The following is a 17,637-nucleotide window of genomic DNA, read 5'->3' as shown; positions in this document are numbered from 1 at the left end:
CATCTATGCTCGGGCTATCGAATCGAAGAGTAGGGGCTACTTCTGTCCCCGGAAGAGGCCGCTGATCACCAATGCGGCGCATCCGAGAATCGACAAGGAGGCAAGCCCCAAGAGGGTCAAAAAGAGGATTTCCAGTGCAATGATCATGAGCTCAAACTATCACGCGCTCGATGAAGATCGCGCCGGCATATCCAAGAATTCCGAGGAAAGCCACTGGTGTGACGCCGAGGGTCATGGCTCCTCGCCTCGGCCCGCCCGAAGGCCCCGCGAAGATCATCCGTGCTCCGACGATCCCAATGCAGATCGCGACGACGACACCGCTCCCCCACACGATCACCGGGGCATGGCTATGACGATGCACGAGGGACATCCCGACCCACCCGGCCGCGCTCACCGAGGTTAAGACGCCCACCGAGGCGGTAATGATCGATTCGAGCCGGGCGGCGGCACCCTCGCCACGCAACAATTCCATGAGGAAAGCCACCACGATGCCTACGGCCACGACCGCCGGCAAGAGGGTCAACAGCCGTCCCACAGGGGCGTAATACACGACGGCGCAACTCACCCACCCGCAGGCCGCAAAAAGTATGTTGTGGGCTGGAACCCACTTGGCTCCGCGAAGGTCCGTGAGCCCCGACGCCGCCGGCCAGCCCCAGGCAATGATCGCAACCATCAAGGCGGTCGCGACGATGGACCACTCTGGCGACATGACGGCGCCAGCGAGCGACGCGACGAGCGCCACGATGCTCGACACGGCCACCAGCCAGTATCTTTGCTTGCCCTCGGTGCCGACGGTGCGCAACGAGTACGTACCCGTCGACGTCTCGCTGTGCGCCATGATCCCTCCGAAATGTTCTGCGGCGTGCTGTCTACCCGTCCCTGCGCCTTTCGACGCGGTTCGTCATTTTCAGTCTATCCAGCTCGAACCGTCAAACAACGCAACACATTGGCGGGCTTGATGGGACCCATCACCTTATACTGACGGACAATGGCAACGGTGCCACAGCGATACCTCGGCCCGTGGGCCCGGTATCTCCGTTCATCGTCCCCTGGGGCGCCCCGCGCCGCCGGGCATAACCGCCCGATCCGGAAGGTACAGGTTCATGGCCACAATCCTGGTGCTCAGTGACACCACGACGCCGGGTTCCGAACCGGTGCCCTCCCTCGAGCTTTTGAACCACAAGGTTTCGGCTCGTCCGGTGAACCTGCCCGCCGCCGAGATCGAATCGACTGACGTAGACGTCATTTTCCTCGACGGCCGTGAAGGCCTCGTCACCGCGCGCAATACCGCCCAAATGCTTAAGGGCGCCGGGCTTGGCGTACCGGTGGTCATGGTGCTCACCGAAGGGGGCATGGCCGCGGTCTCCGACTCGTGGATGGTCGACGACGTCATGTTGACCACCGCGGGACCGGCCGAGGTAGAGGCCCGGATCCGGCTCGCGGGAGTTCGAACCGATGATGAGCAGAGCGATTCGGACGTGCTGAGGTGCGGCGACGTCGTCGTGGACGAGGCTTCATACTCGGCCAAAGCGGGAACCCACACGCTCAACCTCACCTACAAAGAATTTGAGCTCCTGAAGTTCATGGTTCTGAACGCCGGCCGGGTGTTCACCCGGGCTCAACTGCTCTCCGAGGTGTGGGGCTATGACTATTACGGCGGAACCAGAACTGTCGATGTACATATTCGGCGCCTCCGCGCCAAGCTCGGCCCGGATCACGATCAGCTGATCACCACGGTCCGCAACGTCGGATACAGCTTCACTGAGTTGCGCCATCCGGCCTCGGATGCTTGAGGTTTAATGCCTCTTCACGGTGACGGCGACTCGGAGGGACTTTCGCCCCAGACCTCCTCCATGAGCCACCTTCCGAGTGGGTAGAGTGGGATATGACGCGTCGGGGCCGACCCGACCAGTTTGGAATCGACTCGGAATGGGTAGGTACGCGGTGAATTCTGCGCTCAATGGACCATCTTCTCGATACTCCGTTCGCCTCGCGAGGCCGACTAGCGACCTCGCGGAGAAAATCGACGACCTGACGCACACCGTTCGGGCCCACGACGGCGCGAGCCCTTTCTCCGAGCAGACCCTCGTGGAACTTCGCCGGGCTGCTCAGAACTCTGAAGACGCCACTGACCCCGTGATCGTCGCGGCCTACGATGGTGAAAAGCTCGTGGGCGTTGCCATCGCCACCGCCCCGGAAGACCCCGATTCCACGGGCACGGTGGAAGGCACCGTTCTCCCCGAGTACCGAGCAGGCGGCGTCGGCCGCAACATCGCCGAGTTCCTCCTCGGCAATGAGGGATTGGGAGATGCTGCCGCCCAATACCGCGTGTGGGTTCATGGCTCAGGCGAATCCGCCGAGTCGAAGGACTATTCGGCTCCCCTGGCTGCCGCGCATCTCGCCCAAGTCTTCGGATACACCCCCGTACGGGAACTCTGGAAGATGCGCCTCGAATTGAACCCCAAGACTCGCGCCCACATTGCGACCAAGGCCGAGGAGCACAGCCCCCGCGGACCAGTTCGGGTTCGGTCCTTCGAAGATTCCGACGCCGAAGCGTGGGTTCGACTCAATGCGCGGGCCTTCGCGGATCACCCCGAGCAAGGCCAGTTGGGGGTTTCCGATCTCCGCGACCGTCAGAAAGAATCCTGGTTCCGTCCGGAAGGATTCTTCCTCGCCGAGTCTCTGCAGGATTCGACCGGAAGTCCCGCGCTGCTCGGCTACCACTGGACCAAGATTGAGGACCAGCCAGACGGCGAGCGCGAGGGCGAGGTCTACGCCGTAGGCGTGTCCCCGGACGCTCAAGGAACCGGGCTCGGCCGGGCCCTGACGTTGCGGGGGATGGACTACCTAGCCAAGATCGGCAACGACGGTGCAGAGAGCCCGCTCGAGGCCATCGTCTTGTACGTAGACGCGGACAACCAGGCCGCCGTCGCGCTGTACCGTTCCTTGGGATTCCGCCCGTGGGATGTCGACACGATGTACGCGCCCGGCACGTCCACGAATACTTCTGCAGCTGGTGCAGGTTCCGACGGCCGAGCGGCTGAAGACAACGGTCAACACAATCTGACGCATCCCGGAGGAGCCTCAACCATCTCTAAGATCGAAAGAGCCGAGACCCGGGGCGACCGCATCGAGGCTCCCGAACACTATTCCATCCCGTTGTTGCAGGGAGACTTCGGCCCTGAACGATTCGCCGATCGTGAATCTTCATGGATCGATTTCAATACCCGCGTGCTCGAACTCGCCGAGGATCCGTCGCTCTACCTGCTCGAGCGTTTGAGCTTCCTATCGATCGTGGCCTCCAACCTGGACGAGTTCTTCATGGTGCGCGTCGCGGGCCTCAAGCGTCGCATCGCGACCGGAATCGCCGTACCCACGCCGGCCGGCCTGACCCCAGACGAGCAAATGGAGCTCATCAGCGAGTCGGCTCACCGTTTGCAGCTGCGTCACGCCGAGGTCTTCCAGAAGCAGGTCCTGCCGGAACTTGAAAAGGCCAAGCTGCACATCGTCGGTTGGGATGACCTGGAACCGGCCGCTCGGGAACGCCTCAGCGCACAATTCCAGGAGCGCGTTTTCCCCATCCTGACGCCTCTGGCCGTGGACCCCGCACACCCGTTCCCGTATATCTCGGGGCTCTCTTTGAACCTCGCGGTGATCGTCCGTAACCCGCAGACTGGCAAGGAACTCTTTGCCCGCATCAAGGTTCCGGATCAGCTGGACCGCATGATTTCGGTCGACGGCTCACGCAACGCGAATTCGCCGTCACGAACCGCCCGGTTCATTCCGCTGGAAGCCATCATTGCCCAGCACCTCGACCAGCTCTTCCCAGGCATGGAGGTTGTGGAGCACCACGTCTTCCGTGTGACTCGGAATGAGGACCTTGAGGTCGAAGAAGACGACGCCGAAAACCTGCTGCAAGCTCTCGAAAAGGAGCTGTTGCGCCGGCGTTTTGGGCCGCCCGTCCGTCTGGAGGTCGAAGACTCCATCAATCCGGCGATCTTGGATCTCTTGGTCTCCGAATTGCGCGTGGAGGATTCCGAGGTGTACCGCTTGCCGGCCCCGCTGGATCTGCGGGGAATGTCAAGCGTCGCGAAGGTCAACCGGCCCGCGTTGCACTATCCGAAGCACATCGCTCACACGAGCCGCTATTTGAATGCGGCGGAAACGTCGAAGGCTGCGGACGTTTTCTCTGCAACTCGCGAGCACGACGTCTTGCTCCAGCACCCGTACGATTCCTTCGCCACGAGCGTCCAGGCCTTCCTCGAGCAGGCCGCGGCCGATCCGCAGGTCATGGCCATCAAGCAGACGCTGTACCGGACCTCCGGCGACTCGCCGATCGTGGACGCTCTCATCGAGGCGGCAGAGGCCGGAAAGCAGGTTCTCGCGGTCGTGGAGATCAAGGCCCGCTTCGATGAACAGGCCAACATTTCTTGGGCTCGCAAGCTGGAAGAGGCCGGCGTCCATGTGGTCTACGGAATCGTCGGGCTCAAGACGCACTGCAAACTCTGCTTGGTCGTGCGCAAGGAGCCGGATGGCCTTCGCCGTTATTGCCACATTGGTACCGGCAATTACCACCCCTCAACCGCCCGCTTCTACGAGGACCTCGGCTTGCTGACCTCGGATCCCCAGGTCACCGAGGATGTCTCTCGGTTGTTCAACCAGCTGTCGGGCTATGCCCCCAAGACGTCCTTCAAGTCTCTCCTCGTTGCTCCGCGCTCGTTGCGCTCCGGACTCATCGACCGAATCAACCGAGAGATCGCTCACAAGCACGCTGGGCTGAATGCCAAGATTCAGGTCAAGTGCAATTCGATGGTGGACGAAGCGATCATCGACTCTCTCTACCGCGCTTCCCAGGCCGGTGTGGAGGTGAACGTCGTCGTTCGTGGCATCTGCGCCCTACGCCCCGGGGTACCCGGTTTGTCAGACAACATCACGGTGCGCTCCGTGCTGGGCCGATTCCTGGAGCATTCCCGGGTCTTCACCTTCGAAAACGGCGGCAAGCCGGTGGCGTACATAGGTTCGGCGGATATGATGCACCGGAATCTGGATCGTCGCGTCGAAGCGCTCGTCCGGATCAAAGATCCTGTACATATCAAGTACCTCTTGGACATGATGGCTTTGTATTTGTCGGACAAGACCTCCACGTGGCACTTGGATTCCGAAGGCACCTGGACTCGTCACTCGCGCGACGAGAACGGGAAGCCGTTGCGGGATGTCCAGTCGTACCTCATGGAGTCTCGTTCGCCTCGAGGTACTTACCCCGGTCAGTAAACCCCTGTCGGGTCATTCCGACTCATCAGTTCGCTCCCCCACCAAAGGAACCATTCCGCCGATGTCAGATTCTTCCAAAGCCAAGCCCGCGGTGATTGCTGCCGGAGCCCTCTGTTGGCGCGAGGGCTCTCTGGGCCTTGAACTCTTGATCATTCATCGCCCCAAGTACGACGACTGGTCCTGGCCTAAAGGGAAACTGGATGACGGCGAGTCGATCCCCGAGACGGCCGTGCGTGAGGTCCGTGAGGAAGTCGGCCTGAAGATCACACTCGGTGTGCCGCTGACGACGACGAGCTATCGCGTTTCCTCTGGCCTCAAGAACGTGTACTACTGGGCCTCCGAGATCCCCCAGAGCAAGAAGCCGCAGGTCGACGACAAAGAGGTGGACCGACTCGAATGGGTTTCCCCCGAGAAGGCTCGCTCTTTGTTGACGAATTCTTCGGATCGTTATCCCCTGGACCGGCTCGTGGAACTATACGAGGCGGATGATCTGCGGACCCGTCAGCTCATGATAGTGCGCCATGCCAAAGCCAAGCCGCGTTCTTCGTGGTCCCGCGCGGAAGGGGATCGTCCCTTGGCCGCCACGGGGAAACGACAGGCGCACGCGGTGTGGCGTCTGCTGGATGCATGGAAGCCTTCTCGCATTATCTCGAGCCCCTGGATGCGGTGCATGCAAACCGTGGCCGGTTATGCAAAGGCCAACGGGCTGCCCATCAAGGAGAAGAACCGCCTGACCGAAGCGGAGCACAAGCGCAAACCCGCCAAGGCGGCAAAGCTCATGGAGTCGCTCTTCGACTCGAATCATTCTACGGTGGTCTGCACGCATCGTCCGGTACTGCCCACAATCCTCAAGGTCGTGGGACATCACCTCCCGAAAGAGCTGAAGGCAAAATTGCCAGCGGAAGATCCATATCTGGCTCCCGGTCAGATGCTCGTGTCGGACCTCAGCATCAAGCACCGTGATCGCGTCATTTCGGTGGAAAAGATTGAGCCCTTCGATGACTGATACCTCCACGATCCCCACACCCTATGAAGACCTTCTCAGGGACATCCTCGCCCACGGAAACCACCGATCCGACCGCACAGGCACCGGCACCACGTCCGTTTTCGGACGCCAGCTGAGGTATGACCTTTCGACGTCGTTTCCCCTTCTCACCACGAAGACGGTGAGGTTCAAGGCCATCGCGATGGAGCTCTTGTGGTTCCTTCGCGGCTCGACCAACGTGCGCTGGTTGCAAGAGCGCAACGTCCATATCTGGGACGAATGGGCGGACGAAAACGGAGATTTGGGGCCGGTCTATGGCGCACAATGGCGATCGTGGCCTGCACCGAACGGTGAATCCATCGACCAAATCGACAAGGTCATCCAGTCTTTGCGGGCGAATCCATATTCGCGTCGGCACGTCGTGAGCGCTTGGAATCCCGCAGAAGTGGATGAGATGGCGTTGCCTCCGTGTCACGCGCTCTTCCAGTTCTATGTGGAGCCGACCGACGACGGACCGGATCGACTCTCGTGTCAGCTGTATCAGCGTTCGGCCGACATGTTCCTTGGCGTGCCATTTAACATCGCCTCCTATGCGTTGCTGACAAGCCTCGTCGCGGAGCAAGTGGGGATGCTTCCGGCGGAGTTCGTCTGGACCGGCGGCGACTGCCACATCTACGACAACCATCGCGAGCAGGTGGAATTACAACTTTCCCGTGAGCCGCGTCCCTACCCCACCCTCAGCATCGAGCCCAGAGAGTCCATCGATCTCTACGAGTTCGAAGACCTCACCGTCTCTGGATACAACCCGCACCCCGTGATCAGGGCGCCTAAAGCCGTATGAATTCGAGCTTGTCCGAAGTAGCGCCTCAGGCACCACGACTCTCGACGATATGGGCCCAGGCGGCAGGAGGGATCATCGGGGCCGCGGGCACCATGCCCTGGTCAGTCCCCGCCGACCTCGCATTCTTCAAGAAGCACACCTCAGGTTGCCCTGTCATCATGGGTCGCCCCACGTGGGAATCCTTTCCCTCTCGCTTTCGGCCGTTACCGGGGCGCACCAACATCGTCGTGACGCGCGCTCTCCCCGCCCCCAGTGAGGGTGACGAAGTGTCAGAAAACGTCCCGGAAGCCGTCTTGCACGACGGCGCCCTCTGGTGTTCGAGCCTCGAGGCCGCAATAGGCCTCGCCACCACGTCGTGTCCGAAGGCTCCAGAGATCTGGATCATCGGGGGTGCCCAGGTCTACGCCCAAGCCCTGGCCCTCACAGAGGTCCCGGGCGTGGTCGACGGTCGGGTGACCCGAGCACTCGTGACGGAGCTTCAGGTCAGGGTGGACGGCGATCGAACCGCACCGCAGTTGGGGTCCGAGTGGCATCCTCGCCTCCTGGGTGATGGCATCGAAGAACGCGGGGCCGTGGCCGATACTTCCGGCTCCCACGTTTCGGCCGCCGTCGCCTACCGGTTCCTCGAATACACCCGCTGAGCACGCCCTGCACATTTCTCTATGACGCCCCACCTCGTCTGTGACCGGCCGATGCAGACGCGGAACTATGTAACTCGCTAAAGTGGTAACCATGACTTTTCGGCCCGGAGATACTGTAGGTTTTGTCGGCTGGCGTGGCATGGTGGGATCCGTCCTCATGCATCGCATGGAGGAAGAAGGCGATTTCGCCGGAATCACCCCCGTGTTTTTCTCGACATCAAACGCTGGTGGCGAGGCCCCGAGCTTCCGCGGTGTCGAAGAACCTGGCGTTCTGCACGATGCTTACGATCTCGATGCCCTGGCACGCCTACCCATCATCGTGACCACGCAGGGCGGCGACTACACCCAAAAGATCCATCCGGAATTACGCGCCCGTGGTTGGAATGGCCTCTGGATCGACGCCGCCTCGACCTTGCGCATGAAGGACGACGCGGTCATCGTCCTCGACCCCGTTAATCGCGATGTCATCGACCAAGGCCTCGAACGCGGCATCAAAGACTTCATCGGCGGCAACTGCACCGTCTCCTGTCTCCTCATGGGCCTCGGCGGACTCTTCCGCCAGGGCCTCGTCGAGTGGACCACCGCCATGACCTACCAGGCTGCTTCTGGCGGCGGTGCGCGGCATATGCGCGAAGTGCTCAAGGGTTTCCGCGATATCTCCGGTAGCGTTGCGGCTGAGCTTGAAGACCCGGCGTCGGCAATTCTCGAGATTGATCGGAAGGTCCTCGATTTCCAGCGTTCCGACCGGCTCGACGTCGCGGAATTCGGCGCTCCCCTCGCGGGCTCGCTCATCCCCTGGATCGACGCCGATCTGGGCAATGGCCAGTCGAAGGAAGAGTGGAAGGCCGACGCCGAAACCAACAAGATTTTGGGCCTCGACGGCGCAGATCGGGTCATCATGGACGGCTTGTGTGTCCGGATCGCCGCCATGCGCTCGCACTCACAGGCTCTGACACTCAAGTTGACGGAAGATATCCCCGTTGAGGAGATCGAGCGGATCATTGACCAAGACAACGAGTGGTCGAAGGTCGTGCCCAATACCAAGGAAGATACGGTGAGGGATCTGACACCGGTAGCGGCATCTGGAACGCTCACGATCCCGGTCGGACGGATCCGAAAGCTGGCGATGGGGCCGGAGTATATTTCGGCCTTTACCGTGGGCGACCAACTCCTGTGGGGCGCAGCCGAACCGGTTCGTCGCATGCTCAAAATCGCCACCGGGTCTACCGAGATCTGATCTTCATGACCGATCGCCCAGCGACTCCACTCGCCCCGCTTCGCCCCCGGACAATAGATTGGGACGATCCGGAGGCTACCCGAACCTTTTTTGCCCTCAGCACGACCAACCGCGTACCTCCGTATGCTCAGGTGCGCCGTCGGCTCGTCGAAGCGCGCCATACTGGGGAGCTCGAATCAGGCACGCGCATTCCCCCCGTCCGAAAGCTTGCGGCCGCATTGGGGCTAGCGATTAATACCGTTGCCAAGGCCTATAAGGAGCTCGAGGCGTCAGGCGTGATCGAAACCAAGGGCCGGGCTGGAAGCTATATTCGGCCGAAATCCCAGGTGGAGACGAGGGCGTTGCGCATGACCCGGAAGTATCTTGCGTCTTTAGCGGAGATCGGCATCTATGGGGAGGAAGCGGAGGCGATTCTCCGCCGGGTCCTCGATGAGGATTCCCTCTAGACTTTCGGTAATCGCTGCAGACCGGCCCGTTCCCGCGACGCCGGAATCACCAAGGATTTGCTTCGAAGTGGACGGTGGGGAGCACAGTTGTGGCTCCGCCGGAACTGAGCGTCGAGGAATTCCCGGTGTTGGATTCGGGCGAGCCGTTCGCGTGTGCGACGGGCGCGTTTGGCCGCTCGACGTTCTTGACGATCAGCGCGCCAATGCATGAACCGGTGCCATGCCTGGACGACCTTAGCTTTGGCCCACTGATTGAATCGATGCACGATAGGGTACTCGGTCGCGAGAATTCCTAGGCCCAGAAAAATGGCAAGCCAACCTGGGCCAGGAGTCACCAGCATGACGATGCCGGCTAAAACGATGCTCCCGCCCACCACAGAGACCACGATTTTGTGGAACAGCGCAAGAAGCGGGTGCCGACTCGTGAACCGCCGGAAACGATGCAACGCCTGATGAAGGCGGCCCTCTTGCTGGCCTTGCTCGATTTCTCTCTCGATGCCCACGCGGCGCTCCTTCTCTCCGAGGTGGGTTCCGATGAGGGAACTTCGGCTCCCCCACAAGCCAGGCGAGACCCGCCCGCCACACTCCTCAGTTTACCGACGCCGATCTACCGATCACGGGGAATGCGATGAACGCAACCTCGGTGGTCCGAGTTTGACAGTGAAACCTGGTCGTTTCCCGACAATCTGGGTCAGAGGGAGAATCCCATGATGACCGGTTCGGCTTCCAAGGTGACGCCGAATTCCTCGCGTACGCCATCGCGCACCGCACGGGCAATCGCGAGAACGTCGCCTGAGGTGCCTCCCCCACGGTTCGTCACGGCCAGCGTGTGTTTGGTCGAGAGGCTCACGCGTCCACCGGCGAGCTTCCGTGCCTCGCCCTCCAAGCCGAAGCCCTTGTCGAAGCCTGCGTGCTGAATCAACCACGCGGCCGAGAGCTTGATCTTGGACGGGTCCACCTCCCCGTGCGGATCCAGCACCGGGTAACGTGGGGCGTCCTCGGGAACCCGAGATTGCTCGCTCGTGGGAATGATGGGGTTCGTGAAGAACGACCCGGTACTGTACGTGTCCCGGTCGGAACGATCCAAGACCATTCCCTTCCCCGCGCGCAGTCCCAGAACCGTTTGACGGACGGTCTCGGCCTCGGCCCGTTCACCTACGTCAACACCCAATCGACGAGCCAGCTCGGCGTACCGGATGGGTTGGGATTGACGGTTGCGTTCAACCCGGAAGCGCACGGACAAGACGACGTATCTGGGTGAACCGCCGTGAATTTCCCTTTTCAACAGGGAGTCGCGGTACGCGAAGTCGAGGTCGTCGCCGCGAAATGTCGTGGTCTCGGCCGTCTTGCGATCGTAAACGAGAGCGGATTCAAAGTGCTGAGAGATTTCGGTGCCGTACGCTCCCACGTTTTGCACGGGGGTGGCTCCCGCCGTCCCTGGGATACCGGAGAGGGTTTCGAGCCCAGTCAGGCCCTGCTCGACGGTGTAGCGAACGACGTCGTCCCATATTTCTCCGGCGGCCGCAGTCAGGATCACGAATTCGCCGTGGTCCTCGAGCGACATCCCGCGAGAGGCAACATGAATAACAGTGCCGTCGAACCCTTTGTCGGAGACGACGAGATTCGATCCGCCGCCCAAGAGAAGCACGGGTTCGCCGCGTTCGTCGGCCGCACGCACGGCATCGACGATTTCTTCCTCGCTGCCTGCGTGCACATAGCGGCGGGCCGGGCCGCCGACGCCGATGGTCGTCAATTCGCTCAAAAGGGTCTCAGTCACGCAGGCCATTCTACCCGGGAGCAATACTCAGAATGCGTTGGGCGCCGCCGTGACGAGCGAAGGCCCTGCTCTAAGCGATAGACGTGCCTGACACCGGCCCCCAGCATGGGTCGCTCCGCGATAGGAATCGTGAGCGACCCATCGCAGGTCACAACCGCACGACGGCTTGAGCTTTAACCAACACCTTCTGCGTGGTGCCCTCAGCATCGGGGGCAGAAACGGCCAAGTCGACACGCACGGTCGATTCCTCCGCGTTTATGGCACCAATTTTTCCTTCGACCGTGATGACGTTTCCGCCGTGGTCTGGGCCTTGGGCGCCGTCTGCGTCAGGTACCGGAACGGGCTTCGTAAAGCGTGTTTGATAGTCGACGACGCGTCCGGGGTCTCCAACCCATTCCTCAACGAGTTGCACGGCCGCGCCCATGGTGAACATTCCGTGAGCGATGACGCCGGGCAGCCCAACGGCCGTCGCGAACCGCTCATTCCAGTGGATGGGATTGAAATCTCCGCTGGCGCCGGCATAGCGGACCAAATCTGCGCGAGTCACGGGGATCTCGCGACGACCGATCACCTGCCCTTTTTCCAAGGACTCAAGAGTGGGATGCTGCATGTCTACTCCTCACCCCTCACCAGGAGGGACGATACGGCGGTCGAAACCGGCTCGCCGCGTTGATCGACGATTTCCTCGCGAGTTGTTACCAAGGCTCCGGCTCCCATGGTCCGTACGGAATCGACGTGAACGGTCGTGGAGAGCTCATCACCGGCAACGATCGGCCGATGATGAGTGAAACGCTGGTCCGCGTGCACCACCCGGGTGAAATCGATACCTGCCGTCGGGTCCTGTATGAACTCCGCATCGGCCGCCTGGCTGACAATAATTGCGAAAGTCACCGGGGCCACCAGGTCCGAGTATCCGAGTGCTTGGGCGGCCTCTAGATCAAAATGCGCCGGAGACTGTGCCTTGACTGCATTCGCGAATTCTCGAATTTTCTCTCGGGACACCGAATAGACCGGAGCACCCGTATAGGTGCGTCCTTGCAGGTCTTCGGCTATGCCCTTCGTTTCAGACATGCTTCTCCTCGTGCCATCGTTGGACTCCCGTCAGCGTGCGAACGAGAGCCGCTATGCCTCGGTCAACTCTACCGGGACTCCGCCCACACCGAAGACCTCGCTTGTCACCAGTAGTGATTATGGTGCAGTTCACACCCGAGAGTGTCAGACTGGCCCCATGAACCGAAAATATCTGTCCTTCATCGCCCTAGCTATCAGCATTTTCTACGGCGTAGGCTTTGCGGCCTTTGAGGTTCCTCCACGGGGTTACGCAGTCATCGGAGGTGCCCTGGTAGCTCTGGCGTGGGTAGCCGTGGGAGTGTTCGGCAAGGACGACACATCACAGAGGGATCGACGTCGACGCTAGGCATCCCCGACGGCGGTGGAGGTGACGTCACCCACCGTCGAACGGAAGGAAAACCCTGGAACCGCGCTACGGCGAGTTGAGGGGCGCTACCGGACGTATGCCCAGTGGAATTCGCAGCTCTCCAGCGCACAAAAATACCCCCGCCTGACAGGTTCTACCTCGTCAAACAGGGGTTCTTGTAGCGGTGGACGGGCTCGATCCGTCGACCTCACGATTATGAGTCGTGCGCTCTAACCAGCTGAGCTACACCGCCAGACATGAAAGCGCCCGCGTGAAGCATGTGCTCCACGCAGGCCCTCACCATGAGAGCCCCGACCGGGAATCGATCCCGGGACCTCCATCTTACCAAGATGGCGCTCTACCACTGAGCTATCGGGGCAACGACATATAACTTTACCGTCGCCTCAAGGCTTACACAAATTGAGGAGCCAGTGTTTCTCGCCACACGATGTCACCTCTGCCTGGCCCTCACCTCGTCCACTCCGCGTCAGAAACAGATCAGGCGGAGAGGGACCTTCTTGGCCCTTCCCCGCCTGATCTCAGCACCACCCGAAACCGCGCAGTGCGGCACAGCTCAAGCCCCACAGAGGCCCCTAGCTCACCGCTATACCCGAAGGGGCAACGCGCTCGTGCAGGTCGTCGCTATTAGTCTCGGTATCCGCCCTTACGGAAGCCACCACGGCCGCCACCGCGGTCATCACGGTAACCTCCGCGATCGTTACGTCCACCGCCACGGCCACCACGGTATCCCCCGCGGTCATCACGACCACCGCGGTCATCCCGGCGACCGCGGAAACCGCCGCGCGGCGACCGCGGAAACCGCCGCGGTCGCCGCGGAATCCACCGCGGCCGCCGCCACGGTTGCCGCCACGAGAGTTACCACCGCGGTCCGGAGCAATGTCAATGCTGTTGCCGTTGATCTGGATATTGCGCAGATCGTTCAGGTTGATGTTCTCGGGGAGGTCCACCAAGGAGAACCCGCCGCGAATGTCGATGTTGCCCACCTGAGAGCCGTCGAGGCCGCCTTCGTTGGTCAAGGCACCCACGATGGAGCCCGGAGAGACACGCTGGTCGTGACCCACCTGAATCTTGTAGGTGGTCAGGCCTTCGTCGCTGCCGCGGCGTCCGCCACGTTCGTTCTTGCCGCCACGATCCTCACGATCGCGACCGCGCCCTGCACCCTTATTCGGAAGCTCTTCGACCAGGAACGGGCGACCGTTCTGAGCGATGAGTGCAATCGCAGCTGCGACGTCCTCGGCCGGGACATCATGCTCTTCCACGTACTTCTCGACGAGCTCCTTGAACACGGTAAGGTCCTCGGACTCAATGGTCGTCGTGATCTGTTCGGCGAAGCGTTCCAAACGGTTCGCATTGACGTCGTCTGCGGTCGGCATAGCCATCTGCTCGACCTTCTGGCGCGTGGCCTTCTCGATCTGGCGCAGCATGTGCTTTTCCCGCGGCGTCATGAACAGAATCGCCTCGCCTGCACGACCGGCACGGCCCGTACGACCAATGCGGTGCACGTAGGACTCGGTGTCGTGAGGAATATCGAAGTTCACGACGAGGCTGATGCGCTCAACGTCCAAACCGCGAGCGGCGACGTCGGTGGCGACGAGAATGTCCACTCGGCCGTCGCGCAAGGATTCCACCGTACGCTCACGCTGATTCTGGGGAATGTCGCCGTTGATGGCCGCGGCCTGGTAACCACGGGCCTTCAGCTTGTCCGCAAGCTCCTCGGTTTCCCTCTTGGTGCGGACGAAGGCGATCACGCCGTCGTAGTCCTCCACCTCAAGGACGCGAGTCATGGCATCCAGCTTGTGGGAATGCATGACCTGCATGTACCGCTGGCGAATATTCGAGGCGGTCGTCGTCTTGGATTCGACCTTCACCTCAACCGGATCGTTCAGGTACTGTTCAGCGAGCTTGCGGATCGTGCGAGGCATGGTCGCCGAGAAGAGGGCCACCTGCTTATCACCGGGAGTTTCGGCCAGAATCTGCTCGACGTCGTCGGCGAAGCCCATACGAAGCATTTCGTCAGCCTCGTCGAGCACGAGGTGCTGGAGGTGAGAAAGATCCAGGGATCCACGCTTGAGGTGGTCGATCACGCGGCCCGGGGTTCCGACGACGACCTGCGCGCCACGGCGCAAGCCAGCCAGCTGCGGGCCATAGGGCGATCCGCCGTAGACGGGCAAAACGGTGAAGTTCGGCATTTCACTCGCGTAGGAGGAGAAGGCCTCACCGACCTGCAGGGCGAGCTCACGAGTCGGAGCCAGCACGAGAACCTGCGTGTTCTTGCTGGGACCGTGAACATCAGAGAGTTCGGCCAAGTGGGACAGGGCCGGAACCGCGAATGCCGCGGTCTTGCCGGTACCGGTCTGAGCCAAGCCCACGACGTCGCGCCCTTCGAGCAGCAACGGGATGGTTTCGGCCTGAATCGGTGAAGGCTTTTCGTAGCCGACCTTCTCGAGCGACGCAAGAACGCGCGCATCGAGGCCGAGATCGGTGAATTTCAGGGAGTTGTCCTCGGACTCCGCTGCTGCGGTCGAGGTGTTTTCGGGCAGGGTCTGGTTGGTTTCAGTCACCAATGAGTCCTTATGTGTGTTGGGGTTCTCGCGCCGTTCTTTCTGAACGGCGGCCGGATTATCCCCTGTTGAATCTGCCCGCGAACACCCTCTGAATAATTCAGATCCGCGTGTTCCTCCTATGGGCGCACCTCATGATCCGAAGTAGTGGGTCATTGACGGCCGGCCGATCCAAAATGTCGGCTCAAACCGGTGGGTGAGGTGTGCGCTGCGGCGAGCTATTACACGTCATGCAACGGCCGGGTCCTTCGAAGTTCAGGACTGACTCGGCACAAAACGGGGAATCCCGGTAATGACTTCCACATTACCGCATGGTTCTCGGATTCACGCCACGGGGTGACGCATCGCTCACCGGAATTGGGATATGACCACCACACCGTCTTCCCGGAACACTTCCCGATATTCGAGCCCGAAGTGGTCCTTCGCGAAAGCGGTCGGATCCCGCGGAGGCGCACCGTTCCAGGTATTCCCCTCAAGGTTCAAGATCACGTAGTCGGGTGCGGGATCCCCCGGTGTACCCATCCACCGAACATCATGGTGAGGCACCAAATACGCCAGGCTGGTCAAATCGCTCGACACGCTCGCCCCTGAGGGGATTCGCTCCATGGCCCGAGATTCCGCCTGAACAACATGCCGGCTTGGGCCATCATCGCCTTGCAGCGTGGGTAACAACGACGACGTCGGCACCAGAACCAGGGCCATGACACCCGCCAAAACCGGTCCCCAGGACGTCATACGCTCGACGCCGCCGCGCCATCTCCCCGGCGCATCGGCCCGAGCACGCAACGCCGCGTCGAATATCGCCGCGATGAGAACGGGCATGATCACCAGGTTGTAATGCCACGTGGGCTCCCAATACCCCGGGTGATCCGAGAGAAATCGCCAGACCAGCGTCGGTAGAGCCACGAACCACACCGGCGACCTCAGGCACACCAAAGCTCCCGTGACGAGGAGTAAACCGAGGGTCTGCGCCTTCGCCCAGGGGTACAGCATGAGAGCGAAGGATTGCAGTGGGTCGGCGATGGCGTCGAGGACGTTCACGGAACCGCCGTAATCGAAGCGACCTTCGGGGTTGAGCGACGGCACGATGACGAAGACTGCCAAAGCACTCCAGAGAATCCCCCATCCGACGAGGAATAGTCCCCACGCTGAGTCGCCGCGGACCAGGCTCCTCACGAGCCGCCTCACGGGGAAAGTCTCGGACGACCTCCCGCGAGCGGCCCGATACATGACCACGAGACCGATCATCGCCGCCGTCACGCCCAGGTCTTCCTTGACGAAGGCCAACGGGATCGCCCACAGCACGGCGGCACGTAGTTTTCCGACCGCCAGCAGACACAAGGATGCGCTCAGGAGGGGCATTGCGAAGGCCACCTCATGGAATTGCACCCTGACGGACTCGATCACGCCAAAACTTAAACCAAAGGCCAGCGCCACGCCCATTCCTCGCAGGACTCCCAAGAAACGGACACCAAACCAGCCGAAGAGGCCGACGGAGATCGCAAGCAGTGCGTCCTGGACCAACATCACGGTCAATCCAGACGGCCAGACAGCGTATATCGGCCCCAGCAAAACTAGGATCGGGTGAAAATGGTCACCCAGAAGGTTAAACCCGTATCCCTTGATATTGACGATCGGTGCGCTTCCCGACCCGTATGCCTTGGCCAGTTGCGTAAAAATGGCCAAGTCCCAGGACGGCGTGATCATGCGCCGCCATTGAAGCACCGACACCGTGGAGTAGAGCACCATCGCCAGAATCCCGAATAGTACGGCTATGCCCGTGGCACGGCTTCGCACGACATCCCGAAGGCTTCGGAACGCACTGCTTCGCCACACCCCACTGACCGTGGCGTAGGCGCCATGGTCGCGAGAGTTCTGTGACGGTCTCGACGGCGTCAAAACTGGTGGGTTGTTGTGGTTCATCATGGTGTGGATCTACCGGAATTTCCTTGTCCCGACGTGGCTCGCTGCGGCGCTGTCGGGCCGTGAGAGCATGGCGGTATGTCAGCCGTGCATCTCTCTGAGCGTCGATTCGTACCGCACGTGGCCGTCGATCTCGGACACACCCTCGCGGTCCTTCAGCGTGGTCGCAACGATCCCACTCTACGGATCAGTTCTGCCCCGACGCAGACCCGGGTCGCTCTCACCGCACGCATTAGTGAGCATGAGGGAGAAGGAGTCGCCGCACTACTCGAGCAAACGGCCGATACGACTCCTCGCCACCGAGCACCCATCAGGGTGATCGCGTGGGGTCATCTCGCGGCGGAGGTGGAAGCCTTTATGAGCTCTGTGGGGCGACTTCTAGGCTTCGACGACGACTGGTCTGAGCTGTTGGATTCGCCGTCGTACTCCCAGCTACCGCATGCAGTGCGATACGCGCGTGAGACCCACCCGGGACTCAGGCTGAGCGCCACACGATGGGTCTTCAAGCAGGGTGTCT

Annotated in this window: 15 protein-coding genes, 2 tRNA genes and 1 pseudogene; 9 read left to right on the top strand and 9 right to left on the bottom strand. The window is 61.4% G+C overall.

Annotation, left to right across the window (positions count from 1 at the left end; genetic code table 11):
* Nucleotides 1-151: 151 nt before the first annotated feature.
* A complete protein-coding gene (locus B9Y51_RS06775) occupies nt 152-838 on the bottom strand; it encodes a hypothetical protein (RefSeq protein WP_048683004.1) in 687 nt (228 codons plus the stop codon).
* A 265-nt stretch (nt 839-1,103) separates the two neighbouring features.
* Here B9Y51_RS06775 and B9Y51_RS06770 point away from each other — a divergent pair, with 265 nt between their 5' ends.
* The 8 genes and pseudogenes from B9Y51_RS06770 to B9Y51_RS06740 all read left to right on the top strand — a co-directional run bounded on the left by B9Y51_RS06770 (nt 1,104) and on the right by B9Y51_RS06740 (nt 9,421).
* Nucleotides 1,104-1,793, top strand: a complete 690-nt coding sequence (locus B9Y51_RS06770) for a winged helix-turn-helix transcriptional regulator (protein ID WP_085529223.1) — start codon at nt 1,104-1,106, stop codon at nt 1,791-1,793.
* A gap of 136 nt (nt 1,794-1,929) precedes the next feature.
* Nucleotides 1,930-2,970, top strand: a pseudogene (mshD, locus tag B9Y51_RS11350) (mycothiol synthase); the annotation flags it as partial.
* Between the two features lie 6 nt (nt 2,971-2,976).
* The gene (locus B9Y51_RS11345; protein ID WP_425432075.1) at nt 2,977-5,271 is read left to right on the top strand and encodes an RNA degradosome polyphosphate kinase; all 2,295 of its coding nucleotides are present in this window, start codon (nt 2,977-2,979) and stop codon (nt 5,269-5,271) included.
* 61 nt (nt 5,272-5,332) lie between these two features.
* Complete coding sequence (locus B9Y51_RS06760; protein ID WP_085529221.1) at nt 5,333-6,277, top strand: NUDIX hydrolase; 945 nt, start codon at nt 5,333-5,335, stop codon at nt 6,275-6,277.
* Entirely contained in the window at nt 6,270-7,097 is an 828-nt protein-coding gene (locus B9Y51_RS06755; protein WP_085529220.1) for a thymidylate synthase, read from the top strand. Before B9Y51_RS06760 ends, B9Y51_RS06755 begins: the two co-directional genes overlap by 8 nt.
* An 8-nt stretch (nt 7,098-7,105) precedes the next feature.
* Nucleotides 7,106-7,738, top strand: a complete 633-nt coding sequence (locus tag B9Y51_RS06750; RefSeq protein WP_245826089.1) for a dihydrofolate reductase — start codon at nt 7,106-7,108, stop codon at nt 7,736-7,738.
* A gap of 91 nt (nt 7,739-7,829) precedes the next feature.
* Nucleotides 7,830-8,975: an aspartate-semialdehyde dehydrogenase gene (gene asd, locus B9Y51_RS06745; RefSeq protein ID WP_085529218.1), complete on the top strand. Its 1,146-nt coding sequence runs from the start codon at nt 7,830-7,832 to the stop codon at nt 8,973-8,975.
* 5 nt (nt 8,976-8,980) lie between these two features.
* Nucleotides 8,981-9,421, top strand: a complete 441-nt coding sequence (locus tag B9Y51_RS06740) for a GntR family transcriptional regulator (RefSeq protein WP_082156875.1) — start codon at nt 8,981-8,983, stop codon at nt 9,419-9,421.
* On the opposite strand, the gene B9Y51_RS06735 is transcribed toward B9Y51_RS06740, so the two are convergent.
* The 4 genes from B9Y51_RS06735 to B9Y51_RS06720 form a co-directional block, all read right to left on the bottom strand.
* Complete coding sequence (locus B9Y51_RS06735) at nt 9,418-9,924, bottom strand: PGPGW domain-containing protein (protein ID WP_085529707.1); 507 nt, start codon at nt 9,922-9,924, stop codon at nt 9,418-9,420. The genes B9Y51_RS06740 and B9Y51_RS06735 overlap by 4 nt on opposite strands.
* Nucleotides 9,925-10,112: 188 nt before the next feature.
* Nucleotides 10,113-11,198, bottom strand: a complete 1,086-nt coding sequence (locus B9Y51_RS06730; protein WP_085529706.1) for a UDP-N-acetylmuramate dehydrogenase — start codon at nt 11,196-11,198, stop codon at nt 10,113-10,115.
* A 148-nt stretch (nt 11,199-11,346) separates the two neighbouring features.
* Nucleotides 11,347-11,808 (bottom strand): MaoC family dehydratase, encoded by a 462-nt coding sequence (locus tag B9Y51_RS06725; RefSeq protein ID WP_085529217.1) that lies wholly within the window; start codon nt 11,806-11,808, stop codon nt 11,347-11,349.
* 2 nt (nt 11,809-11,810) lie between these two features.
* Nucleotides 11,811-12,269 (bottom strand): FAS1-like dehydratase domain-containing protein, encoded by a 459-nt coding sequence (locus B9Y51_RS06720; RefSeq protein ID WP_085529216.1) that lies wholly within the window; start codon nt 12,267-12,269, stop codon nt 11,811-11,813.
* A 157-nt stretch (nt 12,270-12,426) separates the two neighbouring features.
* Between B9Y51_RS06720 and B9Y51_RS06715 the strand changes: the two genes are divergently transcribed.
* Nucleotides 12,427-12,615: a hypothetical protein gene (locus B9Y51_RS06715; protein ID WP_082156876.1), complete on the top strand. Its 189-nt coding sequence runs from the start codon at nt 12,427-12,429 to the stop codon at nt 12,613-12,615.
* A 179-nt stretch (nt 12,616-12,794) separates the two neighbouring features.
* Here B9Y51_RS06715 and B9Y51_RS06710 read toward each other — a convergent pair.
* From B9Y51_RS06710 to B9Y51_RS06690, 4 genes are all read right to left on the bottom strand, one after another.
* Nucleotides 12,795-12,868, bottom strand: a tRNA-Met gene (locus tag B9Y51_RS06710).
* 54 nt (nt 12,869-12,922) lie between these two features.
* Nucleotides 12,923-12,994 (bottom strand) — tRNA-Thr (locus tag B9Y51_RS06705).
* Nucleotides 12,995-13,208: 214 nt separating this feature from the next.
* The gene (locus B9Y51_RS11075) at nt 13,209-15,197 is read right to left on the bottom strand and encodes a DEAD/DEAH box helicase (RefSeq protein WP_483868441.1); all 1,989 of its coding nucleotides are present in this window, start codon (nt 15,195-15,197) and stop codon (nt 13,209-13,211) included.
* Between the two features lie 348 nt (nt 15,198-15,545).
* The gene (locus tag B9Y51_RS06690) at nt 15,546-17,123 is read right to left on the bottom strand and encodes a DUF2079 domain-containing protein (RefSeq protein WP_085529215.1); all 1,578 of its coding nucleotides are present in this window, start codon (nt 17,121-17,123) and stop codon (nt 15,546-15,548) included.
* Nucleotides 17,124-17,637: the final 514 nt, after the last annotated feature.

Source organism: Kocuria massiliensis, assembly GCF_900169715.1.
Taxonomy (GTDB): domain Bacteria; phylum Actinomycetota; class Actinomycetes; order Actinomycetales; family Micrococcaceae; genus Rothia; species Rothia massiliensis.
Note: the sequence above shows the minus strand (reverse complement) of the source record. Positions and strands in the feature narration are given on the sequence as shown.

What these genes read in the sequence shown, in the direction of transcription:
- B9Y51_RS06740 (WP_082156875.1), top strand. Translation starts at nt 8,981, where the DNA reads ATGACCGATCGCCCAGCGACTCCACTCGCCCCGCTTCGCCCCCGGACA.
- B9Y51_RS06775 (WP_048683004.1), bottom strand. Translation starts at nt 838, where the DNA reads ATGGCGCACAGCGAGACGTCGACGGGTACGTACTCGTTGCGCACCGTC.
- B9Y51_RS06755 (WP_085529220.1), top strand. Translation starts at nt 6,270, where the DNA reads ATGACTGATACCTCCACGATCCCCACACCCTATGAAGACCTTCTCAGG.
- B9Y51_RS06690 (WP_085529215.1), bottom strand. Translation starts at nt 17,123, where the DNA reads ATGATGAACCACAACAACCCACCAGTTTTGACGCCGTCGAGACCGTCA.
- B9Y51_RS06760 (WP_085529221.1), top strand. Translation starts at nt 5,333, where the DNA reads ATGTCAGATTCTTCCAAAGCCAAGCCCGCGGTGATTGCTGCCGGAGCC.
- B9Y51_RS11345 (WP_425432075.1), top strand. Translation starts at nt 2,977, where the DNA reads ATGTACGCGCCCGGCACGTCCACGAATACTTCTGCAGCTGGTGCAGGT.
- B9Y51_RS06715 (WP_082156876.1), top strand. Translation starts at nt 12,427, where the DNA reads ATGAACCGAAAATATCTGTCCTTCATCGCCCTAGCTATCAGCATTTTC.
- B9Y51_RS06720 (WP_085529216.1), bottom strand. Translation starts at nt 12,269, where the DNA reads ATGTCTGAAACGAAGGGCATAGCCGAAGACCTGCAAGGACGCACCTAT.
- B9Y51_RS06770 (WP_085529223.1), top strand. Translation starts at nt 1,104, where the DNA reads ATGGCCACAATCCTGGTGCTCAGTGACACCACGACGCCGGGTTCCGAA.
- B9Y51_RS06725 (WP_085529217.1), bottom strand. Translation starts at nt 11,808, where the DNA reads ATGCAGCATCCCACTCTTGAGTCCTTGGAAAAAGGGCAGGTGATCGGT.
- asd (WP_085529218.1), top strand. Translation starts at nt 7,830, where the DNA reads ATGACTTTTCGGCCCGGAGATACTGTAGGTTTTGTCGGCTGGCGTGGC.